This is a genomic window from Microbacterium esteraromaticum, assembly GCF_016907315.1.
GTDB classification, from domain to species: Bacteria; Actinomycetota; Actinomycetes; order Actinomycetales; family Microbacteriaceae; genus Microbacterium; species Microbacterium esteraromaticum.
Window position 1 is genome coordinate 1,586,328 of record NZ_JAFBBS010000001.1, and the last position, 22,824, is coordinate 1,609,151.

General features: G+C 68.9%; 24 protein-coding genes. 7 read left to right on the top strand and 17 right to left on the bottom strand.

Annotation, left to right across the window (positions count from 1 at the left end):
* Nucleotides 1-12 precede the first annotated feature (12 nt).
* Both ppsA and JOE67_RS07755 read left to right on the top strand, forming a co-directional pair.
* Nucleotides 13-2,397: a phosphoenolpyruvate synthase gene (gene ppsA / locus JOE67_RS07750; protein ID WP_204974909.1), complete on the top strand. Its 2,385-nt coding sequence runs from the start codon at nucleotides 13-15 to the stop codon at nucleotides 2,395-2,397.
* Nucleotides 2,398-2,536: 139 nt separating this feature from the next.
* Nucleotides 2,537-2,878 (top strand): protein-L-isoaspartate carboxylmethyltransferase, encoded by a 342-nt coding sequence (locus tag JOE67_RS07755; protein ID WP_204974910.1) that lies wholly within the window; start codon nucleotides 2,537-2,539, stop codon nucleotides 2,876-2,878.
* A gap of 20 nt (nucleotides 2,879-2,898) precedes the next feature.
* Here JOE67_RS07755 and JOE67_RS07760 read toward each other — a convergent pair whose 3' ends face one another.
* Together JOE67_RS07760 and JOE67_RS07765 are read right to left on the bottom strand one after the other, a co-directional pair.
* Nucleotides 2,899-3,297 (bottom strand): peptide ABC transporter permease, encoded by a 399-nt coding sequence (locus JOE67_RS07760; RefSeq protein ID WP_204974911.1) that lies wholly within the window; start codon nucleotides 3,295-3,297, stop codon nucleotides 2,899-2,901.
* Nucleotides 3,294-3,653, bottom strand: coding sequence for a DUF7882 family protein (locus JOE67_RS07765; protein WP_204974912.1), 360 nt, complete (start codon nucleotides 3,651-3,653; stop codon nucleotides 3,294-3,296). Before JOE67_RS07765 ends, JOE67_RS07760 begins: the two co-directional genes overlap by 4 nt.
* 122 nt (nucleotides 3,654-3,775) lie before the next feature.
* On the opposite strand from JOE67_RS07765, the gene JOE67_RS07770 reads away from it, so the two are divergent.
* Complete coding sequence (locus tag JOE67_RS07770; RefSeq protein ID WP_204974913.1) at nucleotides 3,776-4,243, top strand: MarR family winged helix-turn-helix transcriptional regulator; 468 nt, start codon at nucleotides 3,776-3,778, stop codon at nucleotides 4,241-4,243.
* Between the two features lie 34 nt (nucleotides 4,244-4,277).
* Here JOE67_RS07770 and JOE67_RS07775 read toward each other — a convergent pair whose 3' ends face one another.
* The 7 genes from JOE67_RS07775 to JOE67_RS07805 all read right to left on the bottom strand — a co-directional run bounded on the left by JOE67_RS07775 (nucleotide 4,278) and on the right by JOE67_RS07805 (nucleotide 11,585).
* Nucleotides 4,278-5,474, bottom strand: coding sequence for a MalY/PatB family protein (locus JOE67_RS07775; protein WP_204974914.1), 1,197 nt, complete (start codon nucleotides 5,472-5,474; stop codon nucleotides 4,278-4,280).
* A gap of 67 nt (nucleotides 5,475-5,541) precedes the next feature.
* Nucleotides 5,542-6,558 carry a magnesium/cobalt transporter CorA gene (gene corA / locus JOE67_RS07780; protein ID WP_204974915.1) on the bottom strand — a complete coding sequence of 339 codons (1,017 nt, stop codon included), beginning with the start codon at nucleotides 6,556-6,558 and terminating at the stop codon, nucleotides 5,542-5,544.
* An 89-nt stretch (nucleotides 6,559-6,647) separates the two neighbouring features.
* Entirely contained in the window at nucleotides 6,648-7,217 is a 570-nt protein-coding gene (locus JOE67_RS07785; RefSeq protein ID WP_204974916.1) for a copper resistance CopC family protein, read from the bottom strand.
* An 83-nt stretch (nucleotides 7,218-7,300) separates the two neighbouring features.
* Entirely contained in the window at nucleotides 7,301-7,891 is a 591-nt protein-coding gene (locus JOE67_RS07790; protein ID WP_204974917.1) for a hypothetical protein, read from the bottom strand.
* A gap of 12 nt (nucleotides 7,892-7,903) precedes the next feature.
* Entirely contained in the window at nucleotides 7,904-8,812 is a 909-nt protein-coding gene (locus JOE67_RS07795; protein ID WP_338041534.1) for an EamA family transporter, read from the bottom strand.
* Complete coding sequence (locus JOE67_RS07800; protein ID WP_204974918.1) at nucleotides 8,809-10,095, bottom strand: serine hydrolase domain-containing protein; 1,287 nt, start codon at nucleotides 10,093-10,095, stop codon at nucleotides 8,809-8,811. The genes JOE67_RS07795 and JOE67_RS07800 overlap by 4 nt, the downstream gene beginning before the upstream one ends.
* Nucleotides 10,096-10,154: 59 nt before the next feature.
* Nucleotides 10,155-11,585 carry an AAA family ATPase gene (locus tag JOE67_RS07805; protein WP_204974919.1) on the bottom strand — a complete coding sequence of 477 codons (1,431 nt, stop codon included), beginning with the start codon at nucleotides 11,583-11,585 and terminating at the stop codon, nucleotides 10,155-10,157.
* An 81-nt stretch (nucleotides 11,586-11,666) separates the two neighbouring features.
* Between JOE67_RS07805 and JOE67_RS07810 the strand changes: the two genes are divergently transcribed.
* Nucleotides 11,667-12,767, top strand: a complete 1,101-nt coding sequence (locus JOE67_RS07810) for a hypothetical protein (RefSeq protein WP_239528045.1) — start codon at nucleotides 11,667-11,669, stop codon at nucleotides 12,765-12,767.
* A 4-nt stretch (nucleotides 12,768-12,771) separates the two neighbouring features.
* Here the strand turns inward: JOE67_RS07810 and JOE67_RS07815 are convergent, their stop codons facing one another.
* From JOE67_RS07815 to JOE67_RS07830, 4 genes are all read right to left on the bottom strand, one after another.
* Nucleotides 12,772-14,775: a cytochrome c oxidase assembly protein gene (locus JOE67_RS07815; protein WP_204974920.1), complete on the bottom strand. Its 2,004-nt coding sequence runs from the start codon at nucleotides 14,773-14,775 to the stop codon at nucleotides 12,772-12,774.
* Nucleotides 14,776-14,846: 71 nt separating this feature from the next.
* Nucleotides 14,847-15,134: an HU family DNA-binding protein gene (locus tag JOE67_RS07820; RefSeq protein ID WP_071645077.1), complete on the bottom strand. Its 288-nt coding sequence runs from the start codon at nucleotides 15,132-15,134 to the stop codon at nucleotides 14,847-14,849.
* Between the two features lie 204 nt (nucleotides 15,135-15,338).
* The gene (locus tag JOE67_RS07825; protein WP_239528047.1) at nucleotides 15,339-16,793 is read right to left on the bottom strand and encodes an APC family permease; all 1,455 of its coding nucleotides are present in this window, start codon (nucleotides 16,791-16,793) and stop codon (nucleotides 15,339-15,341) included.
* A gap of 31 nt (nucleotides 16,794-16,824) precedes the next feature.
* Complete coding sequence (locus tag JOE67_RS07830; protein ID WP_204974921.1) at nucleotides 16,825-17,955, bottom strand: DmpA family aminopeptidase; 1,131 nt, start codon at nucleotides 17,953-17,955, stop codon at nucleotides 16,825-16,827.
* Between the two features lie 110 nt (nucleotides 17,956-18,065).
* On the opposite strand from JOE67_RS07830, the gene JOE67_RS07835 reads away from it, so the two are divergent.
* Nucleotides 18,066-18,677: a TetR family transcriptional regulator gene (locus JOE67_RS07835; protein WP_204974922.1), complete on the top strand. Its 612-nt coding sequence runs from the start codon at nucleotides 18,066-18,068 to the stop codon at nucleotides 18,675-18,677.
* Between the two features lie 69 nt (nucleotides 18,678-18,746).
* Here the strand turns inward: JOE67_RS07835 and rpsN are convergent, their stop codons facing one another.
* The 3 genes from rpsN to rpmB are packed head-to-tail and all read right to left on the bottom strand — an operon-like array spanning nucleotide 18,747 to nucleotide 19,462.
* A complete protein-coding gene (gene rpsN / locus JOE67_RS07840) occupies nucleotides 18,747-19,052 on the bottom strand; it encodes a 30S ribosomal protein S14 (RefSeq protein WP_099195867.1) in 306 nt (101 codons plus the stop codon).
* A 3-nt stretch (nucleotides 19,053-19,055) separates the two neighbouring features.
* Nucleotides 19,056-19,226 (bottom strand): 50S ribosomal protein L33, encoded by a 171-nt coding sequence (gene rpmG, locus JOE67_RS07845; protein WP_045250846.1) that lies wholly within the window; start codon nucleotides 19,224-19,226, stop codon nucleotides 19,056-19,058.
* Entirely contained in the window at nucleotides 19,226-19,462 is a 237-nt protein-coding gene (gene rpmB / locus JOE67_RS07850; RefSeq protein WP_071645079.1) for a 50S ribosomal protein L28, read from the bottom strand. The genes rpmG and rpmB overlap by 1 nt, the downstream gene beginning before the upstream one ends.
* Before the next feature lie 352 nt (nucleotides 19,463-19,814).
* Between rpmB and JOE67_RS07855 the strand changes: the two genes are divergently transcribed.
* Both JOE67_RS07855 and JOE67_RS07860 read left to right on the top strand, forming a co-directional pair.
* Nucleotides 19,815-21,023, top strand: a complete 1,209-nt coding sequence (locus JOE67_RS07855; RefSeq protein ID WP_204974923.1) for a Gfo/Idh/MocA family protein — start codon at nucleotides 19,815-19,817, stop codon at nucleotides 21,021-21,023.
* Nucleotides 21,013-22,014: a LacI family DNA-binding transcriptional regulator gene (locus tag JOE67_RS07860; RefSeq protein ID WP_204974924.1), complete on the top strand. Its 1,002-nt coding sequence runs from the start codon at nucleotides 21,013-21,015 to the stop codon at nucleotides 22,012-22,014. Before JOE67_RS07855 ends, JOE67_RS07860 begins: the two co-directional genes overlap by 11 nt.
* 134 nt (nucleotides 22,015-22,148) lie before the next feature.
* Here the strand turns inward: JOE67_RS07860 and JOE67_RS07865 are convergent, their stop codons facing one another.
* Complete coding sequence (locus JOE67_RS07865; protein WP_204974925.1) at nucleotides 22,149-22,820, bottom strand: DNA-3-methyladenine glycosylase; 672 nt, start codon at nucleotides 22,818-22,820, stop codon at nucleotides 22,149-22,151.
* Between the last annotated feature and the right edge of the window lie 4 nt (nucleotides 22,821-22,824).

The following is a 22,824-nucleotide window of genomic DNA, read 5'->3' on the forward strand; positions in this document are numbered from 1 at the left end:
AAAGAGCTCCTCGTGACCAACATCCTCTGGTTCGATTCGATCGGAATGACCGACCTTCCCCAGGTCGGCGGCAAGAACGCCTCGCTCGGCGAGATGATCTCGAATCTCTCCGACCTCGGCGTGCGGGTGCCAGGCGGCTTCGCCACGACGGCGGATGCCTACCGCCGCTTCCTCGAGCACGACGGGCTGCGCGATCGCATCCGCGAGGCGATCGCCTCGCTCGACACCGATGACGTCTCGCGTCTCGCCCTCGTCGGCACAGAGATCCGCGGCTGGGTCACCGAGCATCCGCTGCCTGACGACCTCGAGCGCGATATCCGCGACGCCTATGATCAGCTCGTCGCGAACGACGCCGACCCCGAGGGGGTCACGTGGGCGGTGCGGTCGTCGGCGACGGCCGAAGACCTTCCGGATGCCTCGTTCGCCGGTCAGCAGGAGACATTTCTCAACGTGGGCGGGATCGACAACGTGCTCGCGGCGATCCGCAGCGTGTACGCATCGCTCTACAACGACCGTGCGATCGCCTACCGCGCGCACCAGGGATTCGACCACGACGAGGTCGCGCTCTCGGCGGGCGTGCAGCGCATGGTTCGTTCCGACATCGGCGCCTCGGGCGTGATGTTCACGGTCGACACCGAGTCGGGCTTCGACGAGGCCGTGTTCGTCACCAGCTCCTACGGGCTGGGCGAGGCCGTCGTGCAGGGCGCGGTGAATCCCGACGAGTTCTACGTCTCAAAGCCGGCGCTGCGCGCCGGCCGCCCCGCGATCCTCAAACGCTCGGTCGGCGAGAAGGCGATCGCGATGCGCTACACCGACAGCAAGGAGGCCGGCGCCAGCACCGCGTTCGTCGACGTGCCCGCGGCCGACCGCCGCCTGTTCTCGATCACCGACGGCGACCTCACCGAGCTCGCGCGCCATGCGCTGGTCATCGAGGCGCACTACGGCCGCCCGATGGACATCGAGTGGGGCAAGGACGGCGTCGACGGGCAGCTGTACATCCTTCAGGCGCGGCCCGAGACGGTCGTCTCGCGGGAGTCGGCGAATGTCATGCGACGGTTCCGGCTGCAGCAGAAGGGCGAGGTCGCGGTCGAGGGGCGCGCGATCGGCCAGCGCATCGGCGCGGGCCCGGTGCGCATCCTCCGTGACGCCACGCAGATGAGCGAGTTCCAGACCGGCGATGTGCTCGTCGCCGACATGACCGATCCCGACTGGGAGCCGATCATGAAGCGCGCGTCGGCCATCATCACCAACCGCGGCGGCCGCACCTGCCACGCGGCGATCATCGCCCGCGAGCTCGGCATCCCCGCGGTCGTCGGCACCGGCGACGCGACCAGGGTGCTGACCGACGGGCAGCCGGTGACGGTCTCGTGCGCCGAAGGCGACACGGGCGTCGTCTACGAGGGCATCCTCCCGTTCGCCGAAGAGGAGACGGCCCTCGACAGCATGCCCGAGGCGCCGGTCAAGATCATGATGAACGTCGGCACCCCAGACCAGGCCTTCTCGTTCTCGCGCCTGCCGCACCGCGGCGTCGGCCTCGCGCGGCTCGAGTTCATCATCAACCGCCAGATCGGCATCCACCCCCGCGCTCTGCTCGAGCACGACTCCCTGCCCGACGACCTCCGCCGGCAGGTGGATGCCCGAATCGCCGCCTACCCGTCGGCACGCGAGTACTTCGTGCAGCGGGTCATCGAGGGCGTCTCGATGCTGGCAGCGGCCTTCGCTCCCGAACCCGTCATCGTGCGCATGAGCGACTTCAAGTCGAACGAGTACGCCAACCTCATCGGCGGCGAGCGCTACGAGCCGCACGAGGAGAACCCGATGATCGGCTACCGCGGAGCGTCGCGGTACATCTCGCCCGACTTCCGCGAGTGCTTCGAGATGGAGTGCGAGGCGCTGAGGTTCGTGCGCGATGAGATGGGCTTCACCAACGTGCAGGTGATGGTGCCTTTCGTGCGCACGGTCGCCGAGGGAGCGGCTGTCGTCGAGCTGCTCGCTCAGAACGGCCTGCGTCGCGGTGAGAACGACCTGAAGGTCGTGATGATGTGCGAGGTGCCCACGAACGCGCTGCTGGCCGACGAGTACCTCGAGCACTTCGATGGGTTCTCGATCGGCTCGAACGACATGACGCAGCTGACCCTCGGCCTCGACCGTGACAGCGCCCTCGTCGCCGAGACGTTCGATGAGCGCGATCCGGCGGTGCTCAAGCTGCTCTCGATGGCGATCGAGGCGTGCCGCCGGCACGGCAAGTACGTCGGCATCTGCGGCCAGGGGCCGAGCGATCACCCCGAGCTCGCGGAGTGGCTGGTCGAGCAGGGAATCGAGTCGGTGTCGCTCAACCCCGACACGGTGATCGAGACCTGGCTGCGACTCTCCCGGGCCCAGCCGGCGAGCGTGTGATTCTAGCGACTCCGCACGGACCGAGGACGAAAGGCCGCTTCGCATTCCGTACGCGACGTGTCTTCACGGCCTCGCACTCAGGGCGGTCGACTAGCGTTCACCATGAACGTGTCTGCGTTCAGTGAAGAGAAGGTGCCCCATGCCATATCGCGACCGGACCACAGTGGAGCGCTGGGTCAACGAGTACATCGTGTCGCACAGTGCTGACTCGCTGGGTGTCGCCGTGCTCGACAACAACTTCGAGTCCGGACCGAACTCGGGGATGGTCGTCGTGACCCTGCGGTCCGCCAGCACCATCACTCTGCTGCATCCGGAGATCCGTCGGGGCATGCCCACCTGGGTGGTGACGTTCGAAGGCCGTGACGCCTCGATCGACCTGGACGACGCCGACCTCCGCCTGCTCGCCGACGACATCGCACGCCTTGCAGAGCTCCGCTCGTTCCTTCAGCAGAAGACCGACGAGGTCGTGCTCACGCACTGACCTGCCGTCGGCGCGGCTGCTCAGACGGGAACGACGCTGAGCAGCGCGCCCAGCGCTGCGGTCGCCGCGGCGACCAGACCGGCGGACGCCGCGATGGGCGCGACGGTCTCGGAGAGACGTCGGTCGCGGATGCGCGTGCGCTCGGGCTTCCATGCGAGCACGGCCGACTTCGCTTCGGACAGCTCGGCGTAGCGGCCGATCGGTGCGCTCGTGCCGTCGAACGCGACGAAGTGCCCGTCAGGCGTCGTGTCGACCGAGCCCACGTACTCCCCCGCCCGTGATGCGACGTGGAAGCCGGTGTCGACCTTGCTCCACGTGACCGCCCGCGGGATGGCCGTCGCGACAGGAGCGGCGGGTGCCGCCTGCGCGGTGGCCCCCGGCACGAAGAGCCGGCCTGCGGGGTGCTCTGCGATGGTCATGCGACACGCGCCAGGGCCGGGGTGCTGACGGCGATCTCGGAGATCTCGCGCTCGGTCACCTGGTCGCAGAGGTCGATGACGACGCCCGTCGAGGAGTTCGCCTGGTCGGCGAGCTGCTGCAGGTAGGCGCGGTCGAGCTGCTTGGAGGCTTCTGCGTCCATCTGGAACTGCAGCGGGATCGAGCAGTGCAGCCAGATGCTGGATCGCTCGACGGCTCCGTCGATGAGGCGATCCCACGACAGCGAGAAGCTCTCGTTGCGGCGCAGCTTGGTCGAGATCAGAACCTTCAGGTGAGCGAGGATGCGGTCCGGCATCTCGATCGGATCGCCGGTGGCTCCGTAGTGCAGCGTGCCCATGTCAACTCCTCAGGTCGGTGTGAATCTGATGTGAGAAAACTTACTCAGATCAAAAGTAGTTTGTCAAACTACATATCCGGCACACTTCATGTTTTGCTATGATCGATCACAAGGAGGGGCACATGAGCGATCACGTGAGTTCCGAAACCCAGATCATCAACGCACTTCGGCAGTACCAGGAGGCCGACAGCGCGATGCACGCACGTGCTCGCGCGGCCTCGTCGATGTCCGACAACGAGATCCGGATCATCCAGTACCTGCTCACCGCGGCGCGCAGCGACAACACGGTCACGCCGACCGCGCTGGCGAAGCACCTCGGTGTCACCTCAGCGTCTATGACTGCACTGCTCGACCGTCTCGAGCGCGCCGGCGCCATCGAGCGCGTGCGCCACCCCTCTGACCGCCGCAGCCTCGTCATCACCGCGACTCCGCTCGCAGAGCGCACCGTCGGAGCCCCCGTCGTCGCCTTCCAGCAGGCGACGCGCCAGATCGCCTCCGAGCTCAGTGCAGACGAGCATGCCGCTGTCGTCGGATTCCTCGGCAAGCTCACGAAGGCCGTGGATCAGGCCGCTCGCACCGCCGCCTCCTGACGCCCGCACGCGCCGCGATCACCTGCATCAGGGGTCAGCGCGCGAGCGCCTCGGCGATCCGCAGCACCGCTTCCCGGATGATCGGCCTCGGCGTCGCGAACACGAAGCGCGTGCATCCCACCGCCGCCGCACCGCACAGCGCACCATCGGTCATTGCGACTCCTGCATTCTCGCGGAACCAGGTGCCGAGGTCGGCGTTCCCGCCGAGCTCATCCCACAGGCGCGTGCCCCGGAAATCGAGCAGCGCGATGTACGTGCCCTCGGGCACCGTGACCCGCACACCGGGAAGGTGCTCGGCCACCAGCTCGGCGAGCAGACGCCGGTTGCCGTCGAGGTAGTCGGTGACCTCATCGAGCCACTCTGCGCCCGCCGTGTACGCGGCCAGCTGAGCCACCGCCCCGATCGTCGCTGTGCCATGCCCCGCCCAGCCGCCGTCGGCCTCCCAGGCGCCACGCGTCTCGTCGTTCGACAGGATCAGCTGCGCGCATTTGAAGCCAGCCAGGTTCCACGCCTTCGACGCCGAGGTCGCGGTAAGGGTGTGCTCGGCCGCCGCCGCCGACACCGACGCATACGCGATGTGCCGCGCGGGGGCGTACACGAGCGGGGCGTGGATCTCGTCCGAGAACACCCGTCCGCCGGCATCCGTCACCGTCTCGGCGATGGCCTTCAGCTCATCGAGCGTCGCGACCGTGCCGAGCGGGTTGTGCGGATTGCACAGCACGAGCAGCTCGCCACCGTCGGCGAAGGCCGCGGCGACGGCGTCGAGGTCCATCACCCACCGCCCGCCGGTCTCGACGCTCGGCACCTCGATCACTCGCCGCCCGTGACGCAGCGGCACATCGAGGAAAGGCATGTACGCCGGTGTCGGCACGATGACGGCGGCGCCCGGCTTCGTGTACGTGGTGATCGCGAACTCGTACGCCGCGATCACGTCGGCCACCAGGCGCACATCGTCCGCGGCGACGGCCCAGTCGCACTTCTCGGCGTACCAGTCGGCGACCGCCTGCTGCAGCGCCTGAGCGGTCGGCTGCGGCAGGTAGCCGGTGAAGCCGGCGCGCAGCGCATCGGCGACCGCATCCGAGATGGCGGGTGCGACACCGAAGTCCATCTCGGCGATGAACGTGCCGATCGCGTCGGGGAAGCGCGTCCACTTCACGCTTCCCGCGTCACGCAGCTGGTCGGCCGTGATGGCGTCGAACGGGTGCGTGGTGGCGAGGTCGGCGAGCGTCATGCATCCATTCTGCGCCGAGCGGCGGGCGTCCGGGCGCAGGGCGTCCCACGGCGTCACAGAACGGCGGCTACAGCCAGCCCTTGCGCTTGAACGCGAGCCAGAGCCCTCCGGCGAGGGCGACCATCGCCGCGATCGAGAGCGGGTAGCCGAGCGGCCAGTCGAGCTCGGGCATGTAGGTGAAGTTCATCCCGTAGATCGCGCCGATCAGCGTCGGCGCGAACAGGATCGCCGCCCACGCCGAGATGCGCTTCATCTGCTCCCCCTGGCGCATGCTCTCCTCCGTCATCCGCCGCATCTCCTCGTTCTGCCTGCGGGCGACGATCGTCGACTCGACGGTGAGCGCGTTCTCGAGCACCGCGCGGAAGGTCGCGGCGCGATCCGCCACGCGGATCGTGTGATCGTGCACATCTCGCAGCCGGCGCTGCAGCTCGGCATCCGCTCCCCGCTTCTCGCCCTCCCGCAGCAGGCTCCCGACCATCTCGGTCAGCGGCTGCGCCGCCCGCTGGAAGTCGAGCACTTCGCGCGAGAGCTCGTAGATGCGCTGAGTGGCGTCGACGTCATCGACGAACAGCTGGTTCTCGATCTCGTCGATGTCGTTCTCGAGCCCGGCGAGCACTGGCGCGTAACGGTCGACGACCTCGTCGAGGATCGCGTAGAGCACGGCCTCGGGTCCGTGAGCCAGCAGCTCAGGCTCGGCCTCCAGCCGGCGGCGCACGCGGCCCAGGTCGGGCTCTTCGGCGTGCCGCACGGTGACCACGAAGTCGCGGCCGGCGAACACGTGCACCTCGCCGAACTCGACCTCCTCCTCTGCGTCGAGGTAGCGAGCCGGGCGCAGCACCACGAAGAGATGGTCCTCATACTGCTCGAGCTTGGGACGCTGATGTCCGCGCAGCGCGTCCTCGACCGCGAGCTCGTGCAGCCCGAACTCGGCGGCCACCGCCTGCAGCTCGGCGGCATCGGGGCGGTACAGGCCTATCCAGCCCATGCCGCCGCGCTCGCGCATCAGCTCGAACGTCTCGTCGAGGCTGCCGGGGTTGGCGGTGCGCACCCCGTTCACGTAGATGCCGTTGTCGATGATCGCCATGCCGTGCCTCCTGAACCCGCGCGCCTCGCCGACGCTATCACCGCGAACGGGCCCCGCCGATTCCGGCGAGGCCCGTTCTGTCGGGGGTGTCAGCGCTTGCGTCGCGCGGCGATCACGATCACGATCACGATCGCGGCCAGCACCACCACGCCCAGGCCGATCAGCAGCGGCCACTGCATCGAATCGGGCTGCTGCTCCGGCTGCGTCGTCTTGGCCGGCTCGGGCTGCTCGCCGGCCGTCTCACTCGGCGTCGCGCTCGGCGAAGCGGATGCCTCGGCCGCGGCCAGCGAGAACGAGTACTCGCCCGACGTCGGGTGACCGTCGCTCGAGACGACCTGCCAGGTCACCGCATAGGCGCCGTTCGGCATGCCCTCGGCGAGCGGAACCGTGACGCTGTCGGCCTGGATCACCGGCTCGCCGTCGACCCAGTCCTCACCGGTCGCGTCGACGACGGTGATGGCGGTGCCGCTGTTCTCATCGAGCGAGAGCAGGTTGTTCGAGAAGGTCAGCGACAGCTCGGCGGGCGCTGCGGTGAGCTGGGCATCGGCGGCCGGAGTGCTCGACACGAGCTCGTCGTGGGCGGATGCCGGTGCCGCGACGGCGAGGGCGGCGATGGTCGCCACAGCGGCAGCGGCGACGGCGGTGCGGATACGGAACATGGAGAACCTCTTTCTGGGTGCCGCGAAGCGGCGAGTCATCTGGAAACGGGCGCGACGGCGCCCTGCGGCAGAGCCGCGGTGGATCAGACGACGAGCAGAGGCGGGCCGCGCCGCCGGAGGCAGGCGAAGCGAGGTTCGGTGCGCAGAGGCGCGGGCCGCACAGCCCACCGCGTGCGCGACGGGGCGAGAGGAAGGGCCGGAGAGGCGACGACGGCACGGCTGAGCCATCGCGCGATGACGGATGCCAGGGCCGTGAGCGCCTGCACCAGTCGCTCACCGCGATGCAGGGCGAGCACCGTGATCGCCGCGGCGATGCCGTGCGCCACCCACATGCCCGCATCCTCGGGGACGATCAGGGCGGCGCCCGCCGAGGGAAGAGCGAGAGGACCGTGCACGTGCGGCGCGACACCGCTGCGCGGCGCGATGGCCCCCAGTACGAAGAGCGAGTGGAACAGCGCCTGCGACAGCAGCACAGAGGCGGTCAGGCGGAAGGCCGAGAGCCGGATGCCCGAGAGCAGCGTGCACAGCATGAACGACAGCACCCAGGGGACGACGATGCCCAGCATCCCCGGCATCTGCCCGCCGACCCAGACGTGCGAGGCCAGAGCGACGAAGGTCGAGACCGAGGCGCCCGCGAAGCCGCGGAGCAGCCGGGTTCTACGAGACGCACGCACCCGTCCATCCTTTCACGGCGTGGGAGGCACATCGGTGGCGAGGTCGGGCTCGGCGCGCTCGACCCGCCCGGCCCATACCGCGCCGGCGCTCGCGACCACCACGAGCGCGACCCCGGCGATCTCGAGCAGAGAGAGCCGCTGCCCGAGCAGCACGAAGCCGGCCACGCAGGCCAGGGCTGGGCCCAGGCTCATGAGGATGCCGAAGACAGCCGGCGTCAGGCGACGCAGTGCCACCAGCTCGAGCGCGTACGGGATGGTCGAGCTCAGCACGGCGACGGCCGCTCCGAGGGCGACCAGCTCGATGCGCAGCAGTGCGCCACCGGCATCCGCGATCCCGGACGGCAGCGAGAGCAGCGCTCCGAAGGCCATCGCGAGCGCGAGACCGTCAAGGCGGTCGAAGTCCCGCCCCACCCGCGCCGACGACAGGATGTATCCCGCCCAGCTCGCCGCCGCGCCGAGGGCGAAGAGCACTCCGGCGACCGTCAGCCGGTCCCAGCCGCCGCCGCCCAGCGCGACGATGCCGACCAGCGCGAGCCCCGCCCAGACCCATGAGGTGCGCGTGCGCGCCGCGACCACGGCGAGCGCGAGCGGCCCGAGAACCTCGATCGTGACCGTCACGCCGAGGGGCAGCTCGCGCAGCGCCAGGTAGTAGAAGCTGTTCATCAGCGCGAGCACGCCGCCGAGCATGAGAGCCGAGCGCCACGCGCGCGGCGAGTGCCCCCGCAGCGCGGGCCGGGCGATGGCCAGCAGGATCAGAGTCGAGAAGACCAGCCGCAGCATGACCATGCCGAGCGGCCCCACCTCGGGGAACAGCATGATCGCCGCCGAAGAGCCGACCTGCTGGCAGATCAGTCCGATCGCGACGAGGCCGACCGCGCCCACTCCGGCGGTGCCGGCTGCGGGCGCCGATGCCGCGCTCACCCTTCCGCGGGCGGAGAGCAGATCGCCGCGTCGGCGATGCTCTTGGCGTACTGCTCAGCCGTGAACGGCAGCCCGAACTCCGGAGCCGTCTGCCCCTTCGCGGCCGGTGCCTTCGAGGCGATCGCAGCCAGCTGCCACGCCAGGTAGGCGGCGAGCGAGCCGCCGGCCGACGAGCCGTTGAGCGTCACGGCGACCGTGAATCCGGTGGCCGGATCGGAGTACGCCGCTGTCGCGTAGCCGGGAACCCAGCCATGCTGGCCGATGAGCGAGCCGACGAGGAATCCGCCGCCCGTCGCCTGGTACCAGCTCGGGGCCTTGGCCGTGGCCGGAAGCGGCGCGCCGAAGCGAGCGGGTTCCGCGTTCTTCTCGCGCAGCGCCTGGCTCGCCTCTGCCTGGGCGTAGCGGCCGAGATCGGTGATCGTCGAGACGACGCCTGAATCGGTGAAGCCGATGCTCGACGAGCTCTTGGTGATGTCGACGGGCGCGGCGCAGTCGTAGCCGCCCCCCTTGACGACGGGCAGGTAGGTGCCCGTGAGCGCAGGCGCCGGCGTCGGCGCGGCCGACTGCCGCGGTGGCAGGGACGTCGATTCGAGCCCGAGAGGCGTGGTGACGTACTTGGCGATCAGCTGCGCGGCGCTCATCCCCGAGATGCGCTCGAGGGCCATGCCGAGCATGAGGTAGCCGGCGTCGGAGTCGCGGTAAGCGGTGTGCGCGGGGCCGCGACTGCCGCCGAGGCCGAAGCTCGCCAGCTGGAGTGGCGCCCACTCGCGGCCAGGGGTGTTCAGCCAGTACTGCTTCACGGCGGCCTCGGACGAGCCGACCCCGCTGGTGCCGTTGCACAGATCGAGAAGCGTGATGTCGGTGAGGTCGGCGACGCCCGAGACGTACTTGGTCACAGGGGCGTCGAGTTCGACCTTGCCGTCGTCCACCATGCCGTACAGCACGTCGCAGGTCATCAGACGGGTCACGTCGGCCACGCGGAACGACATGTCGGCGCTGACCTTTGCGCCGTCCTTGCCCTGCGTGCCGAGGCCGGCGACCCACTCGCCGCTCCATGGCACCCAGACGCCGACGATGGCGCCGGTCGAGCCGGTCGCGACCATCGCCTGCTCGACGGCGGCCTGCAGCTGACCGGTGACGTCGTCCGGCAGCTTCGCGTCGACCTGCTCGGGCGGCGTGTAGCTGAACTCAGCATCCGACCCGGTGCAGCCGGTCAGTGCGAGGGCCAGGGCGAGGGCGCCGCCGACGGCTGCGCGCACGCGGCGCGACGAACGAAGATGCATATGACACTCCCGGAGATGGACTCTCCGAGTCTAGGGCGACGAGCCTGAAAGGCGGCCGGTCATGGCATCCGGATGCTCTTCACGGTACTCTCGGCGCTCTTGGCCGTCTCGGTCTCGGCCTTCTCGGCCTGCCTGGCCTCCCAGGCTTCGCGCATGAAGCGGCGCACATCCTCGTCGACGCGGATGTCGCTCGGCCGCAGCGGTCGCGACAGGTACAGGCCGTCGAGCGAGGTGAGCCGCGACAGCGCCACGTACGTCTGCCCCGGCGCGAACGCGCCCGAGCCGAGGTCGACCACCGCGCGGTCATAGGTCTTGCCCTGCGATTTGTGGATCGTCACGGCCCAGGCCAGTCGCAGAGGGAACTGCGTGAACTCCGCGGCGACCTCTCTCGTCAGCGTCTTGGTGCCGGGGTTGTACGCGTAGCGGAACCTCTCCCACACCGCTGGCTCGACATCGAACTCGTCCCCGTCGACATCGACGCGCACCGAGTTGCCCATGATGCGCATGACCGTGCCGATCGAGCCGTTGACCCAGCGCGGCGGCTCGCCCTGCATCGAGATGTCGTTGCGCAGGAACATCACCTGGGCGCCCACCTTGAGCTTGAGCTCGGCGTCGGCCGGGTAGTTCGCCTCGCCGCGGCCGAAGTCACCCGACACCTCAGCGTGCGCGGTCTGCTCGCGACCGGGGAGGGCTGCGAGATGGCGGCGGTTGATGCTGTTGACGATGTCGTTGCGGGTGGCGAGCGTGATGATCGGCACCTCCCCCGGCTCGGGTTCGGGCGGCGTGCGGGCGCCCTTCGCGTTGAGCACGTCGGCGATGTCCTTGGTGACGCGGCCGTATCGAACCGCGTTCAGCATCGCCTTGAATCCGTCGTCCGACTGGCGGTGGATGTGCACCAGCTCGTGCACGTGCAGCTTCGCGCCGTACGTTCCGATGTCGAGCATCCCGCCGCCGTCGTCGCCCTGACGACCGCCGGTCCACACCTTCGCGTCGAAGAACCAGAACGAGCGGTAGTGGTCCTGGATGTAACGCAGCTCGTCACCGCGCGGTGGAACGGGCGCGAGCTGGTACGGATCGCCGAACATGACGATCTGCACGCCGCCGAACGGGATGCCCCGCTTGCCCCGTGCCTGGCGGAGCGACCGGTCGATGGCGTCCATCAGATCCGCGTTCACCATCGAGATCTCGTCGATGACGAGCGTCTCGATCGCGTTCAGGATGCGCCGGGTCGCATCGGACTGATCGATCTCGCTCTCGGCGATGAGGCCGATCGGCAGCCGGAACAGCGAGTGGATCGTCTGGCCCTCGACGTTCAGCGCTGCGACGCCCGTCGGCGCGCAGATCGCGATCTGCTTCTTCGTGTTCCACGCGAAGTGCTGCAGCAGGGTCGACTTGCCCGTGCCCGCCCGGCCCGTGATGAAGACGTGCTCGTCGGTGTCCTCGATGAGCCGGAACAGCGCCTGCTGTTCTTCTGAGAGGGCGATGGACACGCCCCCTATGTTAAGTCCCGTGTGCGCTCCCGAGTCGCGCGCTCGGCTTCGTCCCAGCACCGACTCCTTAGACTTGGCGCCATGATGCAGGGGCGGGTGTCACGCGAGAGCGCGCGCCCGCGCGCGCGCTCGACGCTGCGTGCCGACCTCGCGCTTCTGGCGTTCATCGGCCTGATGCTGGTCGCTGCGATCGGCGCCGGCGGCATGTCGCTGTACCAGTCCTTCTACAGCCCTTCGGCTTTCGTGCAGCGCTACGTCGACCTGCTCTCGAACGGCCGCGCTGTGGAGGCCCTGCAGGTGCCTGGCGTCTCGCTCGACCTGGCGGTGCTGCAGGATGCCGGGATCGACGCGTCGGCGTCAGAAGCGCTGCTGCGCCGAGCCGCTCTCACCCCGCTGACCGACGTCACCGTCACCGAGACGGGTGAGAAGGACGGCGTGCACGAGATCGTCGTCGACTACCGCGCGGGCGGCGTAGACGGCACCTCGGTGTTCACCGTCGCGCAGGACGGCTGGGTCGGAGTCACCCCGAACTGGCGCTTCACCCAGAGCCCGCTGGCCGAGATAGAGCTGACCGTGCGCGGTGCCGACGTGTTCGCGGTGAACGGCTTCCCCATCGACCGTCGCCAGGTGTCCGTAGACGGCGCCGAGGCCGGCCCGCTCGACCCCGTGCACCTGCTCGTCTTCACTCCCGGGCGCTACTCGGTCACCGTCGACACCGCGATCGCGACATCCCGCGGCGTGAGCGTGCTCGCCGACACCGCCCTCGCCCGCACTCCGGTCGACGTGCAGGCAGAGCCCACCGATAAGTTCATCGGCGTCGTGCAGCAGCAGGTCGAGCAGTTCCTCACCCAGTGCGCCACGCAGGAGGTGCTGCAGCCCACCCGCTGCCCGTTCGGGCTGCAGCTGCACAATCGCCTCGCCCCCGGCACCACCCCGAAGTGGTCGATCGCGAAGCAGCCCGCCGTCACCCTCGAACCGGATGGCGCCGGCTGGGCGATCCCCGTCACCGAGGCGATGGCCCACATCGACGTCGAGATCCAGTCGCTGTTCGACGGCACCGTGCGAGAGGTCTCGCAGGACGTTCCCTTCCGGGTCAACGGCACCGCAACCGTGCTCCCCGACGGCACCGTGTCGATCCGGGTCGGATCCCCCGAAGGCGATCAGCCCGCACTCGAGGAGTGAGCCCTCAGCGGGCGCTGTCGCGCTCGGCCATTCGCGCGAGGCGCGCGTTGTACTCCTCGAGCTCGGCGTCACCCGTGCGATCGGCGTGCCGATCGCGTCGGCGCTGCAGCCTGGCGTCCGATCTCGACCACTGGATCGCGAGCGTGATCGCGAGGATCAGCGTCGGGATCTCGCCGACGGACCAGGCGATGCCGCCGCCGATGTACTGGTCCTCCATCGGAGTCGGGCCCCACGTCCTGCCCATCGATCCGTACCACTCGGCGACGATCAGCCCCGACTGCATCATGATCGCCATGCCGAAGAAGGCGTGCGTCGCCATCACCGCGATGAGCGTGATCAGACGGCCGGCGTACGGCAGGCGGTAGGGGATGGGGTCGACGCCGATCAGCGTCATCGCGAACAGGTAGCCCGAGATGAGGAAGTGGATGATCATCCACTCGTGGCCGAGGTGGTCGTACATCGCCCAGCGCACGAGATCCGTGAAGTAGAACGCCCATAGCGACAGCGCGAAGATGCCGGCGGCGACGAACGGATGCGTGATGAACCGCGAGTACGGCGAGTGCACCGCCCAGAGGATCCACTCACGTCCGCCGCGGGTGCCGTCGTCGCGCTTGTGGATGCTGCGCAGCGCCAGCGTGATCGGCGCTCCGGCCGCGAGCAGCACGGGGATGGCCATGCTCAGCAGCATGTGCCCGGCCATGTGCACGCTGAACAGGTAGTCCTGGTAGGCGTTGATCGGCCCGTTGGTGACCCAGAGCAGCAGGGTCAGCCCTGACATCCAGAAGATCGTGCGGTGCAGCGGCCAGGCATCCCCCCGCCTGCGCAGCCGGATGATCCCCGCGGCGTAGAGGAAGACGCCGAACGCGACGGCAGCGATCCACAGCACGTCGAGATCGAAGGAGGTGAACCACCGGTCGAGAGTCAGCTCGGGCGGCAGCGGACTGCGGGTGAGGCGCTCTGCCGGTGTCTGCACCGCCGGCGCCTCTTCGCCGAGCGGCGGGGGTGTGCGGGCGAGCGCCGCGGCGGCACCCGAGGCGATGCCCATCAGGGCGAGCTCGCCGAGGATGAGGGTCCAGAACGCGCGCTTCTCGCGGTCGCCGTCGAGGTGCGGGATGAGCCTGCGGCGGTACCACGCCCCGAACAGGCCGAGCCCGACGAGGGCCACCGCCTTGGCGATCACGATCAGGCCGTAGGGCGAGAGCAGCTCGCTCCACGCGCCCAGCGCGACCACGGTGCGCGCGACGCCCGAGAACGCCACCACCGCGAAGGCGGCGATGGCCAGCGACGAGTAGCGCGAGACGAGCACGGCGAGGTCGAGTCCTGCATCCGGTCTGCGGCTCTTGCCCTGTGCGGCCGGACGGCCGTCGACGTGCCGGAGGATGACGAGCAGCAGCACGCCGCCCACCCAGACGGCCGCGCCGATCGTGTGCAGCAGGATCGCGTTGACCGCGACGGTGTGACCGGCGACATCTCCCGAGTGGCCCTGCGTGGCCATGGGCAGGAACGAGGCCGCGGCGAGCACGGCTGTGAGCATCGTGCCCGTCCAGCTTCGCCACCCGAACAGCAGCAGCGTGATCACGGCGCCCATCAGCGTGGTGATCAGCCAGGCCTGGCCGAGGGGCAGCTCTAGCAGGTACCGCCCGAACTGCTCGCCGAAGCCGCGGTCGGCGGTGAGCTTCGGGTTGAAGGCCGCCATGAAGGTGAGGAAGGCCGTGATGCCCGAGCCGATCGTGAAGACGGCGGCGCCGACGGATGCCGTGTCGATCGCGACCTCGAAGGGACGCGATGCCGCGCGCAGGCCGAAGAGCGCGAGGACGAGCGAGCCGAGCATCGCCGCCGCCCCCAGGTTGGCCGCGAGCTTGGCGGCCGGAAGGCCCCACATGACGACGGGACCCGGATCGAGCAGCTTCGGCGGAACGGCGCCGCCGCCGATGAGAAGGGCGGCGATGAGGCCGGCGACCCCGCTGACGACGAGGATCGCCAGGCCAGCGAGACGGTACGGATTCACCGTTCCAGCCTACGGCCGATACGAGAGAAGGCCGCCCCCGGAGGGACGGCCTTCTCTTGCAGCAAGCGGTCTTACTTGACGGCTGCCTTCAGCTTGGAGCCAGCGGTGACCTTGACGCGCTTGCCGGCCGGGATCTTGATCTCGGCGCCGGTCTGCGGGTTGCGGCCGGTGCGAGCGGCGGTGTCGACCTGCTCGAACGCGATCCAACCGGGGATCGAGACCTTGCTGCCCTTGGCAACGGCGTCCGACACGGTGGTGAACAGCGAGTCGAGGACGCGCGAGACGGTGGCCTGGCTCTCGCCGGTGGCCGAAGCGATGCTCGCGACGAGCTCGGTCTTGGTGATGGACTTGTCAGCCATGTCACTCCTCCAGCGACGAAGGTCCGTCGCATCGTGTTGATTTCGAGGGAGAGCCCCCGTCGGTCGTTCGACCGCCTCGAATGTACCAACCACAACCCGTGATTCCGCGTCATTTCGCGGGTTTTGGCGTGATTTCTCGGCGAGTTCCGTCACTTTGGTCACTTCAGTCACAGATTCGGGCGGATCGGATGCCCGAGCGGCCTGTCAGTCGCCCTCATCCGCTGCATCCGGACGCGCGACCGCGCCGCGCCTCCGGACCGACATGCCGATGGCCAGGGCGACGAAGGGAACCACGGCGAGGCCGATGCTGACGGCGACGCTTCCGCCGGTCACGAGCGTGAAGTTCGACAGCACCAGCCACAGGCAGATGAGCAGCCCGACGATCGCGATCAGGGGCACGACGCGTGTCGTCCACACCCTGCCGGCGTTCGCGTCGGTGTCCCTGGCGAAGAACACGATCACCGCGAGGGTCGTCGACAGCAGAAGGATCATCATTCCGACGGTGGCGACTCCGGCCATCGATCCGAACACTCCGACGAGCGGATCCACCTGGAACAGCGCGAACACGGCGAGGATGACGAACGCCGTCACCGTCTGCACGAGAGATGAGCGTGAGGGCGAGCGATGCGCGGGATGCACGTGATCGAGCCACCGAGGGAGGTATCCGTTTCCGGCGAGCGTGAACTGGTAGCGGGTGATGACGTTGTGGAACGAGAGGACGCACGCGAACAGGCTGGTCAGAAGGAGGACGTTGACGATGTCGCGCCCGATCGTGCCGAGCATCGACGCCGTCGTCTCGAGCAGCATGTTCCCCTCCCCCGCGAGCGTGCGATCGGCATTCGTCACGACGCCCTGGGTGCCATCGGCGACGACGAACATCCAGCAGGTCACGGCGTAGAACACTCCGATGAGCAGCACCGAGATGTATGTGGCCCGGGGGATCGTGCGGCTCGGGTCGCGCGCCTCGTCGCGGAAGATCGCCGTCGATTCGAACCCGATGAACCCGGTCAGAGCGAACAGCACCGCCACCCCGAGGGCTCCTTCCGTGAAGACCGACGGCTGGAACGGCGCGAGCGTCAGACCGTCTGGCCCTGGATTGGCGAGGATCACGAGGTCGAGCACCACGACGATGCCGATCTCGAGTGCCAGGGCGACGCCGAGCACCTTCGCGCTCACGTCGATGTGCCGGTACCCCAGCAGCGCGACGATGACCAGGGTCGCCGCCGAGTAGATCGGCCAGGGGATGCTCGGTCCACCGTAGAAGCGCACGGTGTCGTCGATGGCCCAGCCGATGTATCCGTAGATGCCGGCCTGGATCGCGGTGTAGGCGACGAGGGCGACGAATGCGATGCCCATCCCCGGCCTTCGACCCAGGCCTCTCGTCACGTAGGAGTAGAACGCGCCTGCCTCCCGAACGTGCGGCGTCATCTTCACGAAGCCGACGCTGAAGACGAGCAGCACGACGGCCGCCGCGAGGAAGCCCACCGGAGCGCCCGCGCCGTTGCCGAGGCCGATGGCGAGGGGCATGTTCCCGCCGATGACCGTGAGGGGTGCGGCGGCGGCGACCACCATGAGCACGATCGCCGGCGTGCCGAGCTGCCCCGAGAGTCGCGTCGTGTCGGCGCGATCCGACTCTATGGGCGATATGTGCATGGACATGTTCCTCCTTGAATTTGTCCTGCACCCTGCGTCACTGCGGTGTGGCGAGGGCGGTGCGCAACAGCGCGTGATCGAGGGAGTGAGCGGTGACTCCCCCGGGTCCTGTCGTGGTGTGCGCCGCGACGAGGCAGTTCACGATCGCCTCCTCGGTCGCTTCGACGGTGAGATCGAACAGCCGCGTCATCAGCTGGGGCGCCACCATCCGCAGCGGGATCTCGGCGCGGGCGGTGCCGGCGTCCTCGTCCCACGCGTAGGGAGGGATGCCGCGGTTCGCCGTCGAGAAGGCCAGCATGAGATCACCGCTGTACTGCTCGCCGGTGCCGCCCATGCGCGCGACCGCCAGCGCTGCCCGCTGGGCCAGACGCGTGCACTGGTGAGGCAGCAGAGGGGCATCCGTCGCCACGATCACGACGATCGACCCCGATCCTCGCTCGAAGCGCGCGCTGTGGTCAGGCACCGGGATGATGTCGGGGCCGATGCGCTCGCCCACGCCGACGCCGTTGATGCGCAGTCGCTCGCGGCGACCGTAGTTCGCCTGCACGAGCACGCCCACCGTGTACGGTCCTGCGGCGGTCTCGGTGACCCGGGAGGCCGTTCCGATGCCGCCCTTGAAGTCGTGGCAGATCATGCCTGTGCCGCCGCCGACGCAGCCCTCGCCGACCTCGCCCGCACTCGCGGCCTGCAGCGCCGCGTCGAGGTGGTCGGCGGTGACGTGGTGGCCGTTGATGTCGTTGAGCAGGCCGTCATAGGTCTCTGCGACGACGGGCAGACTCCAGTACAGCCCGTCGCCCCGTTCGGCGACCTGCTGACGCACGAGCGCATCTCGGACGACTCCGACGCTGTGCGTGTTGGTCAGCGCTACCGGGGTCGTGAGCTCTCCGGATTCTCGGACCCACTCCAGGCCGGTCATCTCCCCGCTGCCGTTGAGCCGGTGCGCGCCGGCGAAGACCGGCTCGCGCCAGATGTCGTCGTGAGGGATCACGACGGTCACCCCGGTGTTGACAACGGGGTCCTGTCCGGGGGCCGAGGTGAGGGTGGCGTGTCCGACCCGCACTCCCGCGACGTCGGTGATCGCGTTGTGGCGTCCTGTGGGGTGCGTGCCGACGACGATCCCCAGGTCGCGAGCGCGCAGGGACGAGGGGGGTTCCGGAGTTTCTTGCATGATGTGAAAAGAATGACTCATCTCCCCCGGGAGCGCAAGAGGTTCGCCGATGCGACTTCGGCGACCGGGCAAGATGGATCAGACGACGACGGTCTACCGAGGGAGCAGGCGTGGCACGGCCGAGCAATCGCGATCAGCGGGCGAGAGAGATACTCGACGCGGCGATCCGCGTGATCGAGCGCCAGGGCGTGGAGGGGCTGCACCTGCGCGACGTCGCCAGCGAGATGGATCTGACCGTCAACGCCATCCGCTACTACTTCAAGACCGTCGATGCCCTGCTCGCCGCCCTGGCCGCACGCTCCGACCGCCGATTCCTCGACGAACGGCGCGAGACCGTCTCGTCTCTCGCCGACCACGCCGCTCAGCTCGCCGCGCTGATCGGAGACGGCCTCCCGCGTGGCGTTGACGACACGGAGTGGCGGGTGATCTGGGAGGCCGTGCTCGCCGCAGGATTCCGGCTCGACGCACGGGAAGACGTGCAGGGCATCTACCACCGGCAGGTGCAGCTGTACGTCGATGTGCTGAACTCCGGCGCCGCCGCCGGCGCCTTCACCCTCTCGGCGGACGCCGTCGACACCGCACGGGCGCTGATGTCGCTCGAGGACTACCTGGGGTTCCGCATCGCCGCCCGTGATCCTCAGATCACCCGCACCGAAGCCATCCGCGTCATGCGCTCGGTCGCCGAGGCGGCCACTGGAGCCACCCTGCCCCCGATCGAGTGACGCGGCACAGTCCGGGAACGAGAAAGGGGCGAGGATCCGAAGATCCTCGCCCCTTTCTGAAGCGGATGCTTACCAGCTCGACTTGGTGATGCCGGGCAGCTCGCCGCGGTGAGCCATGTCACGGAAGCGGACACGCGAGATGCCGAACTTCGTGAGCACGCCACGGGGGCGGCCGTCGATGGCGTCACGCGAACGGACGCGGATCGGCGACGCGTTGCGCGGCAGCTTCTGAAGGCCGACGCGAGCGGCCTCGCGAGCCTCGTCAGTGGCGTTCGGGTCGACCAGGGTCTTCTTCAGCTCGGCGCGACGCTCGGCGTAGCGCTCGACGATGACCTTGCGCTGCTCGTTACGCGCGATCTTGCTCTTCTTAGCCATGGATCAACGCTCCTCTCGGAATTCGACGTGCTTGCGAACCACCGGGTCGTACTTCTTCAGCACGAGGCGGTCGGGGGTGTTGCGGCGGTTCTTCTTGGTCACGTAGGTGTAACCGGTGCCCGCCGTCGAGCGCAGCTTGATGATCGGACGGATGTCCTGAGCCTTCTTGGCCATTAGAGCTTCACACCCTTCGCCTTGAGGTCTGCGACGACCTTCTCGATGCCGCGAGCGTCGATCACCTTGATGCCCTTGGCGGACACGTTCAGGGTGACCTTACGACCGAGCGACGGCACGTAGTAGGTCTTCTTCTGCACGTTCGGGTCGAAGCGACGCTTCGTCCGGCGGTGCGAGTGCGAGATGTTGTGACCGAAGCCGGGAACAGCACCGGTCACCTGGCACACTGCTGCCATTTTGTGACTCCTTCATTACCGTGAGACCGGACGGCCTCACCCAAGATCCCTTGTCTGCATCCCACTCGCAGGCACAGCACAAGGCCGCTCAGGAGATGTGGGATACGAACTGCGCACAGGAGTGTGCACAGACAAGGAGTCAGTCTAGCACGGGGCACGGCGCCACCCGAACGCCCCTGATCACCCGACCTCACACCCGTCAGACCCCGACGTGCATTCCGGGGCGAGTCGTGGTACTCTACCCGCGTAGATCACTGGGGATACAGGGATCTCGAAACCGTTCTGAGGGGCACGGTTTCGAGATCCCTGACTCAGTTGACACCCGTTGACGCGCGGTGGAAGACTGCGGCATATGGCGTTCACCTTGGGGCTCGTCGGCGCGGGCCAGTTCGCGGGTCAGTTCGCCACCCTCTTCCATCATCATCCCGGCGTCTCGGCTGTGCACGTCACCGACGTCGTGCCCTCACGAGCGACCGAGCTCGTGGCATCCGCCGGCCTGGCCGGCACCTTCGGCAGCTTCCAGGAGATGCTCGACTCGCCCGATATCGACTCGGTCGCGATCTTCACCCAGCGCTGGACCCACGGGCCGCTCGTGGTCGAGGCGCTGCGCGCCGGCAAGCACGTCTACTCGGCCGTGCCCATGGCCATCACGGTCGACGAGATCGCCGCGATCGTCGATGCGGTGCGCGAGACCGGGCTCACCTACATGATGGGCGAGACCAGCTACTACAACCCCTCGACCGTCTACGCCCGTCAGAAAGTCGCATCGGGCGAGTTCGGCAGGCTGTTCTACGGCGAGGGCGACTACATCCACGACATGGATCTCGGCTTCTACGAGGCCTATCAGTACTCCGGCGGCGAGGCGTGGAAGAGCACGGCGAGCTATCCGCCGCTGCTCTATCCGACGCACTCCATCGGCGGCGTGCTCGGTGCCTGGCCGACCCATGCCGTCGCGGTCTCGGCGATCGGCGTCGTCGACGAGCGGGGCGACGGGGTCTTCGAGCGCGGAGTCAGCCAATTCGACAACGACTTCTCGAACGCCACCGCGCTGTTCGAGCTGGCAGCGGGCGGCTCCATGCGCATCAACGAGTTCCGCCGCGTGGGGTACCCGACGCATCTGCGTGAATCGCGGTTCCGCTGGTTCGGCACCGAGGGCTCATTCGAGCAGCTCGCGCGCACCACCGTCTGGCAGAACCGTGACGGCATCGAGGACATCTCGCACCTCATCGACACCCACGCCTCGGCATCCGTCGACGATCCCGCCCTCGCCAACGTCGCCCCGGCTCTCCGCGATGCGTTCGTCTCGGGCTACGCCGCGATCCATGAGCACGAGCGCCGGCGCATCCCCGCCGAGCTGCAGTCGCTGCACAACGGCCACGAGGGCAGCCACCACTTCCTCGTCGACGACTTCGTGCGCGCGGTGACCGATCAGACGCTGCCGCCGGTCAACGCCTGGCAGGCCGCGAGGTTCACTCTTCCTGGCGTGATCGCGCACGCTTCGGCGCGCCGCGGGGGCGAGCGGCTTATGATTCCCGATATGGGCGAACCGAATGCACGCTGACCGCCGACCGCGGTCGGTGACCCGCGCCGACGTCGCGCGATACGCAGGCGTCAGCACGGCCGTCGTCAGCTACGTGCTCAACGACGGGCCGAAGGCCGTCGCGCCGCTGACCCGCGAGCGGGTGCTCGACGCGGTGCGCGTGCTCGGCTACCGGCCGAACGCCGCCGCTCGCGCGCTGTCGATGGGGTCGGCCGACATGTTCGGCCTTCTCGTTCACGACAACCGCAGCCCGTTCTTCGCCGAGCTGTGCCACGCGCTGGATCAGGCGAGCGCCGACAACGGGCGCTCGCTGCTGATCGTCAACTCCGACCGCGAGCAGGTCCCCACCGCGGAGCAGATCCGCGATCTCGTGTCGCGTCAGATCGGCGGACTGATCATCGCCGACGTGCTGACCGCGCGCGAGCAGTCACTGGTCGAGGCACTGGGCATCCCGGCGGTGGTGATCGGCCAGTTCGGCGAGACCGACGGGCTGCACAGCGTCGGCGTCGACTTCGCGATCGGTGCGCACGAGGCCACCGCGCATCTCGTCGGCCACGGCTACCGTGACATCGCCTTCGTCGGAAGCGCTGCGCGGTACGACGAGCGCGAGCGCGGGTGGCGCGAGGCACTGACCGAAGCGGGTCTGCCGCTCGGCCCGCTCATGCACGTGCCCTTCACCTACCAGGGCGGATACGAGGCCGCGGTGCAGCTCATGCAGGCGGCTCACCCGCCGCGCGCGGTGCTGGCGGCATCGGACCAGATCGCGATCGGCATGCTCGCCGCATTCGGCCAGCACGGCAAGCGCGTGCCCGACGACGTCGCGATCGTCTCGTTCGACGGAACGGTCGCAGCCGACTTCGTCTGGCCGCGGCTGACGACGGCGGCCCAGCCGCTCGAGGCCATGGCGGAGGCTGCCGTGCGCATCCTGATGGAATCGGGCGACGAGCGCGGGCACCGGGCGTTCGCGACCCGGCTGCGGATCCGTGAATCCTGCGGCTGCACGCCGGAGTGACCCTGCTCGATGCCGTGGGGCCCGCCCGACGGTCGTCGGGCCCACCACATCTCGTCGAGCGAACCACCTGACGACGTCGGCACCCGGTGCACTCGGCGAGTTCCGGTGCTCTCGACGGTCAGAGGCGCAACCGGTCAGCGCTGCTCGGCCGCCTCTCGGGCGCCGCGGCCCCAGCGGAACGGCGACACGGTCGGGTCGCCGGTGATCCAGTAGCGCCAGGGGAAGGCATCCGTCCCCGCGATCCCCGCGACGCCGACGCGCGGGCCTTCTGACACATCGGCGACCGGCTCGCCCCAGCTCAGCGTGGCGACAGCGCCGTTCTGCTCGGCCCCATTGACGAAGTCGATTCCGTCGTGCAGCGCGTGACGCAGCCCGAGTGCCTGGCCCAGACGACCCGGCCCGCGAGCGAGGTCGCGCAAGGCGATGCGCGACAGGGGTGCCGTGACGCCACGCCGGTGCGCCGCGGCATCGACGCCAGAGACGATCTCGCCCGCGCGCAGCAGGATCCCCCCTGCGGTCCCCTCGGGCCCGCAGACGACGTTGATGCACGAATGGATGCCATGGCTGAGGTAGACGTAGAGGTGCCCCGGCTCGCCCCACATGGTGGCATTGCGGGCGGTCGGCCCCATCCGCGCGTGCGAGCCGGGGTCGGGCACGTCGCCGGTTCCTCGGCCGTGGTACGCCTCGACCTCGGTGATGCGCAGAGCCGTCTCGATGCCGTCGACCACCGTGCGCAGCTCGGCTCCCAGCAGCCGGGGCGCCACCTCGATCGGCAGGCCCAGCAGGTCTGCGCGCTCGATCGTCATCGCG